We start from the raw sequence: 14205 nt of genomic DNA on the forward strand, positions 1-14205 counted from the left end.
CTTCAATATATAATCTCATCAATCCAGAATAACATTTTGTTTTGTTGATGTTTGGATTTGCGGTTGGTTCTGTTAGTCTCTCTGCAAAATGAATAAATACACCACTTTCAAGGTTATTTGTTAGTTCTATTTGTTCGATTAATTTGCTTTTGTCTTTTTTAGAGAAACCTTTATGTTCATTTAATACTCGAAAGAATAAACCATTTATACCCGATTGAATAAGATCTTGTGTCGTTGCATAAATATCTTTGATATTGGCGGGATTGACTAAATAAGTCACACCTATGTACAAATCATCTTCTTTATTTTCTTTGCTTCTTAAATTGGCAATGTCATTTATTGATTTAACTATTCCCAAATATTCATCTGTTATTGTGTTGTGAACTTTTTGGTGACTGTTTTTCCCCCCATTAACACTTATCCGAATTAGATTAATATTATTAACTAATTTTCCCTGATCAACATCCTCTAATAATTTTCCATTCGTGATTAAAGTCACACCCATTTGATTTGATGCAGCTTTTTCAATTGCTTCTTCTATGTTTGGGTGGGTTAAAGGCTCTCCTCCTCCAGAAAATCTTATTGCGCGAGTATCTAAATCAGATAAATCTTGAATAACTTTATTTAATGCTTCTTTTGAAAGTTGTGTTTTGTTCTTTTTTCTTAGTTCTGCTGAAAAACAACCATCACACCCATGATTGCAATAGTTTGAGGGTCTTATCTCGGCATACATTATTTTTGGTGTTTCATTGTCAACAATTCGTTTAACATTTTCAATGTATTCTTCAGAACTGAGCGGATAACTATGACTAGAATTAAACATTATGTCGCTATTTTCTGTACTGAGTTTTGACCACATACCATATCTTTTAGCAGATTCCCTTTTAACGACCATAATAGTTTAATTCAGCAGAAGTTTATAAATGTTTCGTTACTAAGGAGTGGTTATAACGCATTTTCCAGTTTCCGTTATAAAGACCCCTATCAGTAGTGAAGCCGAAAAGCCCAAATATCAGGGTTACAGGCTCTAAAACTCTAATTCTGGAATGTCTTGAAGAAAGACTCCAAAAATGTGTAAGTCAAGACTAACTCAAGAAAAATAAGCAATTTTGAGCTAGTTTTTACTCTGTTTTTGAGTGGATTTCGGGGAAGCCAAATCGATTGAGTTTGAGGAGGTAAGAACCATGAAAGACATGCAAAAAGTCCAGCAGTTCCAGCAAAAAGAAGCGGATAAATGGGCAAAGAAAGACAAAGATATCCACCTACAAGTGTGCTTCAAAAAAGCTGTAGATTGTGAATTTCCCCTGATAAAGGCTTCACAAGACATCAAAGAAACTGAACTAACTGACAGAGTAATCAGGAGAACTGAACACTTTTTTCTAGCATATGAGAGCCTGAAATCCAAACTGATTGATGGCGTATCTGTGGAGGATCAAAATGTCTCAAGCAGATGAAATTAGGAAAGAGCTTGAGAAGAAGAACAAAGCGACCCGTAGCAAGATCAAGCAGAAAGAAGCTGATACAGAATATCGAGAATACATGGATGATCTCGGGATCGACTTCATTGACAGTCCAAAGGACAAAAACGCCCATAGGGGCAAAACAAGGAGGCAAACAAGATGAAAATGGATGTATCTGATAAGGTTGCGACACCGCAAAAAAGACCAAACATAAAGAAAGGCTTCTATCATGCCAGATTGGCTGAAGTCAAACCAAAGAAAGCTGAGAGCAAGTATGGCAAAAAAGCCGTATTATTGTTCGATATTCTGGATGAAAAACTAAAAGACAACGAAGGCAAATATCTGCAGTTGGCTACAGAAGTCTATTCTGAGTACAAACAAGAAAATGGATCTTACAGAACAGCTGTAACTCCAAATTCTAAGATCACTAAGGTATTCCAGGCTTTAGGCTGGAAATTCAGTACCCAAGGCTTAGACACAAACGATTTCATCGGAGCAGAAGCAGAGGTCCTAGTCCAAGATTATGACTATGACTTTACAGATGAAAACAACAAAACTGAGACTTTGAAGGCAAGTACCATCGATGATGTGAACCCTTGGGAGGATGCTCAACCCTCGGTTACAGAGGAGGTTGTCAAGTGAATGTCAAGTCTGAGGACTTGATTTTATCACTTGGAAGTACGCCTATGTTGAAATCGGGAACAACACACACCCTTAGTACACTATGTATGAAAGTTCAATGTGTGTTCCTGTTTTTTTTAAGGCGTACTAAAAAGTAGTGAAAGACTGATTAAGTTAGGAGTTGGAGAAGCAAAGTCTCCTCGATGTAGCGAGAGCTCTAACCAAAAGAAGAGGTTACCAAAAGTGGATAAAAACATACTCATAAACTTGGCAAGGTTCAAAGAACAGCCAATTGAAGAAGATCTAAAGATTGAGTTAGAAGGGAACTTAAACAAGCTGATATACAGAATCAATGAAGCAACAACAGATAAAGCAGTAAGAGAAAACATAGAAACATTAGAATTAGTTGAAAACTGGATAGAAAGAACAACAGCAAAGCATGATATTGAATTTCCTGATCTTGTTGCATTCATTGAAGGATACAAAGGATCTTCTACTGTATCTCAATCTATCAAAGAAACAAGTACGCTTCCAACAGCGATGCTCAAATCACTAGCATCAAGACATTCTGAAAACAGTGTTATCAAGATCAACTCAAAACTAAATTTCTCTCAGATTAAACTTGTAACTAAAGAAATATTTGAAGAACATAATAATCAACCTCTTGTCTTTTCTATACCAAGAACACATAGCATACCTGGCAAGATCATTGGAGAAATATCTCAACGAAAAGTTAAGATTCCAGTAGCATGGAAAATTAAGATTAAGACCAAAGAAGACGAGTATTTTATACCATACTTATTTGGAGAAAGAATTCCTCCAAGATCCAACATTGTTGATGAAGTATCAGGAGAATTTTATCTTTACAGATTTTTATCTAAGGACAATGCTGAATATGCTGTCGTTAGTACAGATGAATTAAAGCTTGACGATTATACACTTGAAGGATTATCTATTGACGTTGAAGATATCAAGATTATAGGTGATGCTCACAAACTGATAAACAAATATGCTGTTTTCTTTGTACATACTGCAACAAGCCACATTATTGAAATCAAAAATCATGATCAACTATTCACAAAAGTATCCAAACTAAAACTAACAGGAAATAAACTCTATCAATACATCTGCAGTCATAAAATAGGAGAGAATAAAGTCCAAATTCTTGAACACCCTAAATGGTTCGTCAAATTAACTTCTGCTTTTTTGTTTCATAGAAAGAAAGGGAAGATCTGTCCTTATCCAATGCACATCTTATGGATTGCAGATAGAGGTACTGGAAAAACCACTTACATGGAATCTTTGCATCAGAAAAGTGGAGAGATTCAGGAGATAATTGCAGGGAGTACTTCAACTGTAAAATATCTTGTCCCAAGTTTCAAAGAAACAAATAAACCCGAGATGGGAGCATTAGCAAAATCATCTCGATTATGTTTTGTGGATGAATTCTTTAGAATTGTTCGAGTCAATAACAAAGACAAAGAAGATGAATGCGGGAGAATGAATGATCTTCTTGAACACAAAGACCGAATGGCTGGAAGTGGTCAAGGAAGAATTAGAACAACCATGACTGCGCGTCTTCTTGCCAGTACCAATCCAATTGCAGGTACAAATAATATAGTTAATCTTGTTGACAAATTTGATGATGCTTTTCTAAGTAGATTCATGATTTATTATCAAACAGATGAACACATTAAACTAATTAATCAGAAAAAGAAAGAGGGAGATGTTTTTATCAAAGACTGGATTCCAGTTAATGAATTTCTAAGCGTACAAGATTATCTCCAAAGTTTTGATGCAGTATATGACTTCCCAAGACTTGTAGAACTATTTGATAAGTTCACTAGTTTTCTTGGAGAAACTGTAATCGGAATGTATGAAGCAAGATACTTGCATCATATGGAATGCTTAATGGATGGAATCATAAAAACAAGATGTCTGTCCACAAGAGATAAATCATTTACTGCAACTGAAGAAGACTATCAAGATCTTGAACTAATTTGGTCAACTATGATCAAGGGATGGTTCAAACAAAACATAGATGAAATACTAAGAAACGATTCACTTCCAATAGAAACAAGAGAGAAATTTCTACCTGAAGAAGCTTTATTCATTTTAAGAAAATTAGCAAAAACAGGATATAAGGTTAAGCCAGGAGAACTTAAAGAAAAATGCAGGATGGAGATGCATCCCTCTAAACTTAATTTTTACTTATCACTTCTTCATCAAGGAGATTTCATCAAAGAAAGAGATGGCTACATTGTGCATTATCAATGGGAGGCATCAGAATGAGTATGAGATTATTCTGTTCTCCAGGAGAAGAGAGATACTGGTGGGAAGGAGAACCAATCTACAAAGAAAATGAATCTGTCGGATTTCATAGAATGTGGTACTTGGATGGATTATCTCAAGAGTCAGAGTTTAGTGTAGCTCTTCAAAGTCAAGAAGGATACTGGACTAAGAGAGAAGAGTGGAGTAGATTAGATCATGATAAAAAACTTCATGCATATACTATCCACAGAACCTTACTAAACAATGAACTCGTATTCGATTTTGATGCAAAAGAATATCTTGATAATGTAAAGAATTTCAAGAGGATATATCCATTAATGCATGATCTTGGATATGTTCCTTATGTATTTTATTCAGGAAATAAAGGGTTGCACGTTCATTTCTTTATCAGTTACAAAATACTTGTTAAAGAGCTTGATATGGATCTTCAACTTCGTATCAGAAGAAAGTATGCAAATAAAGAAACTTTCATTAAACAATTAACAGCATATTTAGCAACTAAGGTTAATTGGTTGTATATTAACTATGAAATTGATGGATCTCTTAATCATAAAAACCATCTGATCAGAACAGCAGGATCTCTGAATAAACAAGGGTTCAAAACATTCTTAGGACATACACCTGAAGATATTCCTTTAATTGCTCCAATCTTTAATCTTGAAAATAGAGCGTATCCAAGATTTCCTTTTCATCATGGATGCTATACTAACTCAGAAATAAAATACTCTGTTCCAAAAGACATAGTTAAGATTTGTGAACAGTTTGTTAGAGAGAAAAAGATTGGTAAACTTGAAGCTAAAAACAAATCTCTAAAAGATTTCTTTAAACCTACAACCACAGAAAACTATCAGAAATTTAGACCATGCATTCAGTTCTTTGAAAGTCAACAATATGCAGACTTAGGTGAATGCAGAAAAAGAGTCCTTTTCATTCTTGCATCTCATTACAGTAGATCTTCTGATCCAGTTAGTATTCTAAGAAATTGGAATAGGACTTTTTTAGGGGGATACTTGAGAGATGATCTGATTGTAAATACTGTGAAGAGTACAACTGGAAAAGTTGGATGTACATACATCAAAGAAATTCTAGGAAATCTTGGGAAGTCAGATCTTTGTAAGGGGTGTTCCAGATGAATGAGGAGGTAGATACCAAAATGCAAGCAATACTTCAGAAGCCACTTAGTTTGGCACAACAAAGGAAACAACTCAAGACTGTAATTTTCTTGAGAGCTGTTCCAAAATTTGTAGATCTCAGTTTGAGGTCAGTAGGTCCTTTTGAGAAAGGGGATGTGTTACGTGCAGAAATTGACGTAGCCAATGTCTTGATCTTGAAAGGCAGAGCAAAGGAGTTCGATATAGATTAAGGAGGATGATTCAAATGAGTGAAGCCAAACAAATGCGAGATAAAATCCTGAATGATATTCAGGCATTGAAACAAGATAATAGTTCTTGGAAAAAACAGATCCAAGAGAATGAAAGAAAGATAGCAGAGCTTGAACAAATAGCCAAAGCTCTAGAAAAACTCGGGGGTACAGAAGAATGATGAAAGACCTAAAACGAAGATACGTCTATGAGGAAACACACAACGAGATTATGGAATGGGCAAAAAGAAAAGAAATTAGATCGCCTAACAACAAAGACAATTTTCCATACTTTCTAAGCGAGTATCTAAAGGAACTCAAAGGAGGCAAATCTGATGTTAATCTGTCCTAGTTGTAATGTGATGATGCATTCGTATCCAGGATATTCTTCTATTTTTGAATGTCCAAATTGTCAACAACTTAGGACTACTGCTCGAGGTGGAGAAATAAAAGTCATAAAGATATGGGGTGAAAAAAATCGTGTTAATTAAAGATTTTGAGATTAAGTTTGTTAAGGAACTTACTAGACTTAGAGATGTGGGTGATAGTTATGGGTTTCATATCCCTAAAAGAATTAACGATAAATTTGTCGATAAAAACTATGCTTTTCCAGTTGAATTTGAAACACTTGATGAAGAAAAAGGTGTTGCATTCTTTATAGGTGAGCAACCAGAAGATGTGAAACCGAGACCTTGTGTTGTTCGAAGTGAAAACCATTCCAGACAAGAAGGGAAAACCAGTTTAGCATATTACCTAGGCATTCCTAAAAGCTTATGGTCTTCTCTTGGTTTACCTAATGATTGGAATGTCAAAGCCTCTTCTATCATGGTTGAATTAAAAGCAGGTATAACTAAAGACGGTAAAAAAGTAATCTTAATTTCAAGACAAGATTATGTAGTAAAAGGTTCAGTGAAAAAGGTTGAATATTTTCCTTGTTCTAATTGTAATACTCCTATGAAACGATATGGTGGTTGGAGCATAATATTCCAATGTCCAAAATGTAAACTTACAATCTCCTTACAAAAATGTGAGAAGGATAAACTAGCTAAAATAGTGGAGGATAATCGAAATGTGGAAAGGATATGAATCGTTACCAGCTTACTTTGGTGGCAAAAGAAAATTAGCAAGAAAGATTATGAGCTTTGCACAAGGTAAAGTATTCATTGATGCTTTTCTTGGTGGTGGGAGTGTATCTTTGCTTGCTAAGGCACAAGGATACAAAGTAATAAGCAATGATATATCAGTTAGGTCTGATATTGTTGGAAAGGCAATCATAGAAAATAAGAGAACTAAATTATCTGATTATGATCTTTATTCTTTGTTCAAAGAGACAGATAATAATTTCATTCATGACACATTTCCAAATCTTCTCTTAAATAAGGATGAGAAATTATTGGATAATGCTTTTGCTAATGCAAAGTCAGATCTTCAGAAACTTCTATTGATCAAGTTCTTGTTTAAGTATAAGCCATTTAGTATGTTATCTAATAAGATACCTGAGAATATAGCAACAAGTAATCTGAAAGTAATTAAGCCTCACTTGAAGTATATGTTTAAACCCACTAAGGCATTTAAACAGATTAAGGAACAAATCAATCAAGGGATCTTCGATAATGGGCAAGAAAATCAGCATCATAAGATGGATGTTTTTGATTTCTTAGATAAAGTACAGGGCGATACAGTTTATTTTGATCCACCTTATGCTGGTTCTCAAAGTTATGAGGAATTTTACAATATTCTAGATAGCATTTTGATTCAAGAAAAGATTCCAGTAGTTAAGAGTAAATTCAATTCTGGTGATGCAGAAGCATTTCTTCATAAGTTGATTGAGAAATCAATGCACATTCCAAAGGTTATCTTTAGCTTTGGAGGTCCTGACATTGATGGACAAAAATTGCTAAGTATAGTGCAAGAGCATAGACCTGCAGAACTCCATGAGATACAACACAAGTGGGCTATTACTGCAACAAAAGAATCTATGCAAACTGCAACTGAAATATTGGTGGTGACAAAATGAAAACAGAATTAATACAAGTAAGTGAAATTATTGAGAATGAATATAACCCTAATGAGATGGATGATAATTCATTTCAGAAATTAGTTCTCAATATCAAAAGAAAGGGTTTTAGAAAACCGCTTGAAGTAAGAAAAATTGATGATAAGTATGTTATCATAGATGGAGTTCATCGTTTCAAAGCGTGTAAGCAATTAGGTTTTACAGAAGTAGAGTGTATTGTTGACAATGTAGATGAAACAGAAGCAATGGTTGATACTCTTAATGCAAATATTCATGGAACTCATAACCCCTACAAAGAAGCTATGATGTTTAAGAAAATCAATCAGAGATACAAATTAGAAGATATGGAGAAAGTTCTAAACTTTGATCAAACCATAATTAAAGATAGATTAGAACTTCTTGGATTACCTGATGACATCAAAAGACAGATAGAAGATAGGGAAGAAAAAGAGAAGAGAGAAGCTCCTGTAGTATTAAGTTTTGTTCTAAAAGAATCTGAGAAGAATCTTGTGATGGAAGCGATTCAGAGATCTGAGAATGCAGAAGATCCTAGTAAAGCTTTGGTTGAGATATGTGAGAAATTCATCTCATCAACTCCTAAAAAATCAGTTGAATCTGAGCCAGAAATAGATGCAAAATTAGATGATGATGGGGAGTTACTTGATGGAGAAGAATAAAACGAGCCCTCAAACGAGCCCTCAAGATTCCAAGTTGGATAACTTTAAGGGGAATGTTCACACATTCACTAAAGAGGACTCTGTAAAAGGGGGGAAAACCATGAGTCCCAAGAGGGTTGTGGCTAATTCGTTTAATTCTATGAAGACAGGAAAGCACTCATCTAGAGTGCCTCATTGTCATACTTGTCCTATAAAGAAACAATGCAGTTATTATGATCCTGCAGATCCAAAAGCCTCATGTAAGGTCTTAGATATTCCAGGATACCGAGATCTTGTTTTTGCATTAAGATGGCAAAAGGATGAGGATTTTGATTCAGTTATTAGTAAGCATGTTCAGAAATTATATTTGAAAGAACTTACTAAGAATGATTGGTATTCTATCAAAGATTTTCTTTTGATCTTACTAAAAGTCAAAGAGTCTAAATTCAAGAAAGCTGAAGATCAAACAGTCAATATTCAGATCAATAATTTTCATCAAGAGTTTACAATTTTCAAGGATACAACTATTCAGATCTTAAAGAAACATCCAGAAATAATGAAAGAGTGGAGGGATGCAATTGAGTCAGCTAAGCAGTCCGATTGAAATAGCACTCTTTGAGAGTTTTTCAGATCCTACTTATGATAATTTCATTGATTTTGTTAAGAAATATTTAGCACCTCATATGGAACAGGAATTTATAGAAGAAGATTACTATAAAGAATGGTTTGAGTTAGAATTAGAGCATCGTAATAATGCTATTGAAGCTCCAAGAGGACACAGTAAATCAGAACTATTTACTGTATGGCTTACCATTTATTTTGCTGTATATAAGATTAAGAAAAGTCAGATTGTTTCTTCTGTAAGTGGTGATCAGACTAATGAATTGTTTGATAGGATTAAATATTTCTTTTATGTCTGCCCTTATCTTAATCAACAATTCAAACCTGAAGGAGCAGATAAGAATGTTAGTCTTAGTTCATGGAACTCAAGAAAAATAGTTTTAAAGAATGATTGCATTGTTCATGCAAGAAGTATAGCAGGAAAATGGAGAGGACTTCATGTAGATAGAATTGTATGTGATGACATAATTACAGAAGACAGTACCTTAAGCGATAAACAAACCATCAATAAGTTTTACTCTGCAGTATTTAATTGTGCAACAGCTAAGAGGGGGTCTATTAGTGTCGTTGGAACTCCATTAAGATACTCAGATATTCTTTATGATCTTAAATCAAATAAGGAGTTCAACTTTAAAGCATATCCTGCAATTATTGATATGGAAAAAAAGATTGTACTTTCTCCTAGAAGAAAATCATTTGATGAATTAATGAAAATAAAAGCTACGATTGGATCTTTAAGATTTCAATGTGAGTATATGCTCAATCCAATTGATGATCAAACTTCTATCTTTAAGAGAGACTGGTTAAGAAGATCCAGAGATGAAAATATTGGTCTAATCAAAAATAGGAAAGATCTTGTCAAATCAGGCTTCCAAGTAATGACTATAAACTGTGGTGGAGACTTTGCGTTCTCAGATAGAAAAGGTGCAAATTATTCAGTATTCTTAACACTTGCCAGATTAAATGATGGGAGATTATTATTATGCGATTATTATAGGCAGAAGGGATTAAGTGGACAACAACAAGTGGACAAACTTAGAGAACTTCATGCAGTTTATGATTATGATGTTATGACACTAGAAGAAAATAGTATCATGGCAATCAGTAGAGAAATACAACATTTAGGTCTGCCAATAAAAATGCTTAGAACAGGAAGCAGAGACACAGACCTTTCCATCTCAAAGACAAATGCAATTCTTAGGATGACTACATGGTTTGAAAATAATCAGGTAATCATACCTTACGGAACAGATGAAGCAAAAGAAAAGTATCAGATGTTAGAGCAAGAGTTTCTTAGTTTTGCTTTAGAAGATGGTAAGATCGTGGAGATAGGAGTACATCCCGATATTCCTATTGCTTTTGTTTATGCTGGAGAAGGAGCTAAGAAATCAGAGTCTAGAGGTTTTGTGACAAGTATTGTCAGATAAAAGAGGAGGTAACATACTATGTTTAATGAAAAAGATTTGAACAGAAGGGATAAGAGAATACTAAAAGCATTATTGTATTTTTATCCAAGAAGAAAAAGTGCATCTGAGATTTATAATTACATATCAAAATATTCTCAGAAAAATGGAGTGAAAGGTCCGAAAGCATTAGGACATATTCTGAGTAAGTTTCCGGTAGATACAGATCTTACAGTGGTCAGTACAATGACTGGAACTAGGATTGTAAATAGTAGGTACATTAGACTTTATGTTTTGCATAAGTCTTTTGTGATGAAATATTATAAAGAAAAAAATGAGTTAATTAAATTATCAAAGAAAAAATCTCAGACCACTGCTAAGAAGAAAAATGTCCGAAGCTCCAGCAAAAAAAGATAAGTCAGTAATGGTACTCTCGAAAGTACATAGTGGAAGTAGGCAAACTGCTCTCACAGTAGATTATTCTACAGTTAATTATACTAAATTAGAAACTATTTACAAAACAGATCAAATGCTTTTTCAAGCTGTCAACATCATCAGTAATTTTGCTATTTCTAAAGGGTATGAATTTATTATTGATGAGAATATCAAAGAACAGATTGATCAAAGGGAGATCATATCTGACTTTGATTCAAAAGTAAATTTACCTAAACTTCTTACTGATGTTGTTAGACATTTACACATTTATGGTAATGCATATCTTGAGATTGTTTTCTCAAAGACTGAAAAAGATAAAGTTGTAGATCTTGTTTTAATTGATCCAAAAACTATCGAGTTTAAGAAAACAGGTGCAGGAGAAATAGATCTTGATGATCAAGGAAAGATTCAAGGGTATGTTCAGAAAGTTGGAACTAAGACAATTGACTTAGATCCTGATCAAGTAATTCATTTTAGAATCAATACAATCGCTGATTCATTAACAGGTACTGGAATTATTGAGCCAGTCACTAAACTAATTGAAGCTAAAAGAAATATTGAACTAGGTCTTGCTGAATCAGTTTACAGACATGGATTTCCTCAGTTTCATGTTAAATTAGGAGATAAAGAACATCAACCTGAATCAGAACAGGTTGAAGAAGAAAGTGAGAAATATAAAAAGATTAATTCTAAATCTGAATTTGTTACACCCTATTATTATGAGATTAAAGTTCTTGAAGCGCCATCTCTAAAAGGAGGAGAAGGTTATCTGAAATATTTTATTGATCAAATAGTTGCAGGTACTGGAGTTCCTAAAACTATTTTACTTGGCACAGGAGAGAATACTAATAGGGCTTCTTCTCAAACTGAGCAACAGAATTTCTTCTTATACATTGGAGGAATACAAATTACTGTGGGTTCTACTCTTGAGAAGTTCTTGTTTACTAAACTTCTGAAAGTTGATGAGAGTCCTGTTCATATGCAATTTAATTCTTTACAAGCAAAGACTGATCTTGAACTTGCACAAGAAAGGGAAATATATCTGAAGTATGGAGTTGTTACTCCTGATGAAGTCAGGCAAGAGATGGGCTTAGATCCTATTTCTTCACCCCCAAAAGAAAATAGCCAAGACGTCTCTAATGTTTCATCAGGAGATTTTTTTAATTCAGATGAGTTTTTAGGAAATGAAGATCTAATGATTATGGAAGATGAAGATTTTAATGAGGTCTTTATGCCTTATGCTCAGAAGTTTGCGGGATCTGATGCGAGTATCATGGAAGCACCAGGTGTTTTAGAAGTGTTAGGTCAACCAATTAAATCTAGATTTATCAAAGATGAACACATCCTTATACACAGAGCTAATAAGATCTTTGACAAGATAAGAAAGAAATTTCTAAAAGAGATTGATGGGAAATATGATATTAAAGATGATCTTGACAAACTCAAAGCCGAAGATATTATTATTGATTCTGAACTACTTGCTCCTGAAAGAGATGCATTAGCAGCTGCAATATTTCTGGACTCTAAAAAGAAATTCAAACAAGGAATAAATCTGGGAGAAAAATTTATCAAAAAAAATAATCCTGTTGTTGCAGGAATCAAGATTAAAAGTACAGTTCACGAACCAGCACTTAAAGCATTAGATCTTTCTTCTTCTAAACTTGCAGGCAAGGTTAGTGATGATTTGTTAAGGGAAACACAAAGAGTTCTGCGAGAAGGTATTCAAGCAAGAAAAGGAGTAACTCAATTGAAAGAAGATATTGAAACTGTATTTGAAAAATTTGGAGGAACAAGTGGAAGATTCAATAAGATGGGAACTAGATCTGAATTAATTGCTAGAACTGAATTACAAAGATCTTTCATTAATGGGAATATTCAAAGTTTCAAGGATCTAAAAGTTAAAACACTTAGAATGGTTACATTACCTGGAGCTTGTGAACAATGTTTAGAAGTTTCACCTGATAATCAGGTAGTGCCGATTGATTTATCAGATGGAATTCTTCCAATTCATCCTAGATGCAGATGTGGTTGGTTCGCCAATAGTTTTTCTTAAAAAAATAAAGTGTCCCAGTCAATTAGCTTGACTATTCCGAGGAAACGCCCATTATTATTGATGTTATTGTTGCCGTTGAACCCGTTATTATTGTTGTTCAGGAACACAAGACGCCCCCTAGAGTAGCCATTTCACCTTCTTGAAAGCCACCACCACTTCAGACATTAGCTGTCGTGGTTGTATTTTATAACAGTTAAACTGCCATAGTGAAACAGCGTGTAGTTCCAAGCTACTCCATATCTCTATCGAAAAGATGATAAAGTAACTGGGACAATTAATATAAAGAATGAAGATATATAAAAAAATATCGATAAAAAGAAAAATTATTGCTTGTAAAACGTAGATACAGCTTTTATCATTCCTTCTCTATTAAGATCAGGATTGTTGATAACTGCTAATGTTTGCTCAAGCGTAGGTTGAACTATCTTCTGAGAGGTTGTTTTTTCGTGCGATGTGCCTCCGGCACCAACCTGTGCGACTCCGTCGCCTACCCCGAGGAAACGCCCATTATCACTGAAGTCACTGTTGCCGCCGAACCCGCTACCATCGTAGCTCAGGAACACAAGACGCCCCCTAGCAGTAGTATCAAAATCAGCATCATTCATTCGATGATAACTACCAACAGAACTCCATCCTTCACCACCATCTTTCTCTGCTCCAAAGAGCATCTTGGCAACTGATTCTCTATTCTCAGGAGAACCTGTAAGCATCAATACACGATCATCTGCCATAAATGAGTCATAACTTAACTGACCACTTTCGCCAATTGTAGGATTATCTTTGTCCAAACGTACAAAAATAGTATAAGGAGTACCAGCTGTAGGGACATCACCTTTCTTAGCATCATCAAGATGAACTCTCGCAACATCCTGTCCTAAATATTTTCCATCACCAACAGTAATCCATTCATTATTGTCAATAGTCATAAACCCATAGTCTCCTCTTCGGTTCTTGAAAGCTTCTTCAAGACCCTTAACAGTTGATAATGAGCCAACAGAATGCCAAGTTTCGTATGATTTTTCTCCATCTCTTTGACCATGATATTCACCAGTAATAGCATCAAGATACTTCGGTCTTACTGCTTTTCTTATTTCAGGATTATTAGCCATTGCTTGGATTGCCATAGGCATATCTGCAACATTTAAATCATGTTCTTGAGAGAGTTTCTCAACTTCTTTTCGAGCCTTAAGGTATCTAATAGAATCTGTAACTACAGCGAGTACGGGTGATTTTGCTTGTATAATTTTTGACATTGGAAATTACCTCCTAAATTAACTTAATTTAAAT

At 34.3% G+C, this 14205-nt stretch carries 18 protein-coding genes; 16 read left to right on the plus strand and 2 right to left on the minus strand.

The annotated features are described in order from the left end of the window. Positions 1-895 (minus strand): radical SAM protein (locus tag K9M74_03640; GenBank protein MCF7798971.1); only part of this gene is annotated, 895 nt, incomplete at its 3' end. 289 nt (positions 896-1184) lie between these two features. Here K9M74_03640 and K9M74_03645 point away from each other — a divergent pair. The 16 genes from K9M74_03645 (at position 1185) to K9M74_03720 (ending at position 12918) form a co-directional block, all read left to right on the plus strand. Further along, positions 1185-1454, plus strand: a complete 270-nt coding sequence (locus K9M74_03645) for a hypothetical protein (GenBank protein MCF7798972.1) — start codon at positions 1185-1187, stop codon at positions 1452-1454. Then, entirely contained in the window at positions 1438-1623 is a 186-nt protein-coding gene (locus tag K9M74_03650) for a hypothetical protein (GenBank protein MCF7798973.1), read from the plus strand. The genes K9M74_03645 and K9M74_03650 overlap by 17 nt, the downstream gene beginning before the upstream one ends. After that, entirely contained in the window at positions 1620-2102 is a 483-nt protein-coding gene (locus tag K9M74_03655) for a hypothetical protein (GenBank protein ID MCF7798974.1), read from the plus strand. The genes K9M74_03650 and K9M74_03655 overlap by 4 nt, the downstream gene beginning before the upstream one ends. 222 nt (positions 2103-2324) lie before the next feature. Beyond that, positions 2325-4373: a hypothetical protein gene (locus K9M74_03660; GenBank protein ID MCF7798975.1), complete on the plus strand. Its 2049-nt coding sequence runs from the start codon at positions 2325-2327 to the stop codon at positions 4371-4373. Beyond that, on the plus strand, positions 4355-5506 hold the full coding sequence (locus K9M74_03665) for a hypothetical protein (protein MCF7798976.1): 1152 nt from the start codon (positions 4355-4357) through the stop codon (positions 5504-5506). Before K9M74_03660 ends, K9M74_03665 begins: the two co-directional genes overlap by 19 nt. Continuing rightward, positions 5503-5736, plus strand: a complete 234-nt coding sequence (locus K9M74_03670) for a hypothetical protein (protein MCF7798977.1) — start codon at positions 5503-5505, stop codon at positions 5734-5736. Before K9M74_03665 ends, K9M74_03670 begins: the two co-directional genes overlap by 4 nt. A gap of 14 nt (positions 5737-5750) precedes the next feature. Then, positions 5751-5915 carry a hypothetical protein gene (locus K9M74_03675; protein ID MCF7798978.1) on the plus strand — a complete coding sequence of 55 codons (165 nt, stop codon included), beginning with the start codon at positions 5751-5753 and terminating at the stop codon, positions 5913-5915. After that, a complete protein-coding gene (locus K9M74_03680; protein ID MCF7798979.1) occupies positions 5912-6085 on the plus strand; it encodes a hypothetical protein in 174 nt (57 codons plus the stop codon). Before K9M74_03675 ends, K9M74_03680 begins: the two co-directional genes overlap by 4 nt. After that, positions 6069-6224: a hypothetical protein gene (locus tag K9M74_03685; GenBank protein MCF7798980.1), complete on the plus strand. Its 156-nt coding sequence runs from the start codon at positions 6069-6071 to the stop codon at positions 6222-6224. Before K9M74_03680 ends, K9M74_03685 begins: the two co-directional genes overlap by 17 nt. Next, complete coding sequence (locus K9M74_03690; GenBank protein ID MCF7798981.1) at positions 6214-6819, plus strand: hypothetical protein; 606 nt, start codon at positions 6214-6216, stop codon at positions 6817-6819. The genes K9M74_03685 and K9M74_03690 overlap by 11 nt, the downstream gene beginning before the upstream one ends. Continuing rightward, positions 6803-7750 carry a DNA adenine methylase gene (locus K9M74_03695; protein MCF7798982.1) on the plus strand — a complete coding sequence of 316 codons (948 nt, stop codon included), beginning with the start codon at positions 6803-6805 and terminating at the stop codon, positions 7748-7750. Before K9M74_03690 ends, K9M74_03695 begins: the two co-directional genes overlap by 17 nt. Then, positions 7747-8427 carry a ParB/RepB/Spo0J family partition protein gene (locus K9M74_03700; protein ID MCF7798983.1) on the plus strand — a complete coding sequence of 227 codons (681 nt, stop codon included), beginning with the start codon at positions 7747-7749 and terminating at the stop codon, positions 8425-8427. The genes K9M74_03695 and K9M74_03700 overlap by 4 nt, the downstream gene beginning before the upstream one ends. 100 nt (positions 8428-8527) lie before the next feature. Continuing rightward, positions 8528-9010 carry a hypothetical protein gene (locus K9M74_03705; protein ID MCF7798984.1) on the plus strand — a complete coding sequence of 161 codons (483 nt, stop codon included), beginning with the start codon at positions 8528-8530 and terminating at the stop codon, positions 9008-9010. Continuing rightward, positions 8985-10454, plus strand: a complete 1470-nt coding sequence (locus K9M74_03710) for a terminase family protein (protein ID MCF7798985.1) — start codon at positions 8985-8987, stop codon at positions 10452-10454. Before K9M74_03705 ends, K9M74_03710 begins: the two co-directional genes overlap by 26 nt. Positions 10455-10472: 18 nt before the next feature. Then, positions 10473-10847, plus strand: a complete 375-nt coding sequence (locus tag K9M74_03715; protein MCF7798986.1) for a hypothetical protein — start codon at positions 10473-10475, stop codon at positions 10845-10847. Continuing rightward, a complete protein-coding gene (locus K9M74_03720) occupies positions 10819-12918 on the plus strand; it encodes a phage portal protein (protein MCF7798987.1) in 2100 nt (699 codons plus the stop codon). The genes K9M74_03715 and K9M74_03720 overlap by 29 nt, the downstream gene beginning before the upstream one ends. A 323-nt stretch (positions 12919-13241) precedes the next feature. On the opposite strand, the gene K9M74_03725 is transcribed toward K9M74_03720, so the two are convergent. Then, positions 13242-14171, minus strand: a complete 930-nt coding sequence (locus K9M74_03725) for a hypothetical protein (GenBank protein MCF7798988.1) — start codon at positions 14169-14171, stop codon at positions 13242-13244. Positions 14172-14205: the final 34 nt, after the last annotated feature.

The sequence above is a fragment of the Candidatus Woesearchaeota archaeon genome, from assembly GCA_021734105.1.
Taxonomy (GTDB): domain Archaea; phylum Nanobdellota; class Nanobdellia; order Woesearchaeales; family SKGA01; genus SKGA01.

Excerpts from the sequence above, each read along its gene's own strand:
- K9M74_03645 (MCF7798972.1), top strand. The coding sequence starts at position 1,185 with ATGAAAGACATGCAAAAAGTCCAGCAGTTCCAGCAAAAAGAAGCGGAT.
- K9M74_03650 (MCF7798973.1), top strand. The coding sequence starts at position 1,438 with ATGTCTCAAGCAGATGAAATTAGGAAAGAGCTTGAGAAGAAGAACAAA.
- K9M74_03655 (MCF7798974.1), top strand. The coding sequence starts at position 1,620 with ATGAAAATGGATGTATCTGATAAGGTTGCGACACCGCAAAAAAGACCA.
- K9M74_03665 (MCF7798976.1), top strand. The coding sequence starts at position 4,355 with ATGGGAGGCATCAGAATGAGTATGAGATTATTCTGTTCTCCAGGAGAA.
- K9M74_03670 (MCF7798977.1), top strand. The coding sequence starts at position 5,503 with ATGAATGAGGAGGTAGATACCAAAATGCAAGCAATACTTCAGAAGCCA.
- K9M74_03675 (MCF7798978.1), top strand. The coding sequence starts at position 5,751 with ATGAGTGAAGCCAAACAAATGCGAGATAAAATCCTGAATGATATTCAG.
- K9M74_03680 (MCF7798979.1), top strand. The coding sequence starts at position 5,912 with ATGATGAAAGACCTAAAACGAAGATACGTCTATGAGGAAACACACAAC.
- K9M74_03685 (MCF7798980.1), top strand. The coding sequence starts at position 6,069 with ATGTTAATCTGTCCTAGTTGTAATGTGATGATGCATTCGTATCCAGGA.
- K9M74_03695 (MCF7798982.1), top strand. The coding sequence starts at position 6,803 with ATGTGGAAAGGATATGAATCGTTACCAGCTTACTTTGGTGGCAAAAGA.
- K9M74_03700 (MCF7798983.1), top strand. The coding sequence starts at position 7,747 with ATGAAAACAGAATTAATACAAGTAAGTGAAATTATTGAGAATGAATAT.
- K9M74_03705 (MCF7798984.1), top strand. The coding sequence starts at position 8,528 with ATGAGTCCCAAGAGGGTTGTGGCTAATTCGTTTAATTCTATGAAGACA.
- K9M74_03715 (MCF7798986.1), top strand. The coding sequence starts at position 10,473 with ATGTTTAATGAAAAAGATTTGAACAGAAGGGATAAGAGAATACTAAAA.
- K9M74_03720 (MCF7798987.1), top strand. The coding sequence starts at position 10,819 with ATGTCCGAAGCTCCAGCAAAAAAAGATAAGTCAGTAATGGTACTCTCG.
- K9M74_03725 (MCF7798988.1), bottom strand. The coding sequence starts at position 14,171 with ATGTCAAAAATTATACAAGCAAAATCACCCGTACTCGCTGTAGTTACA.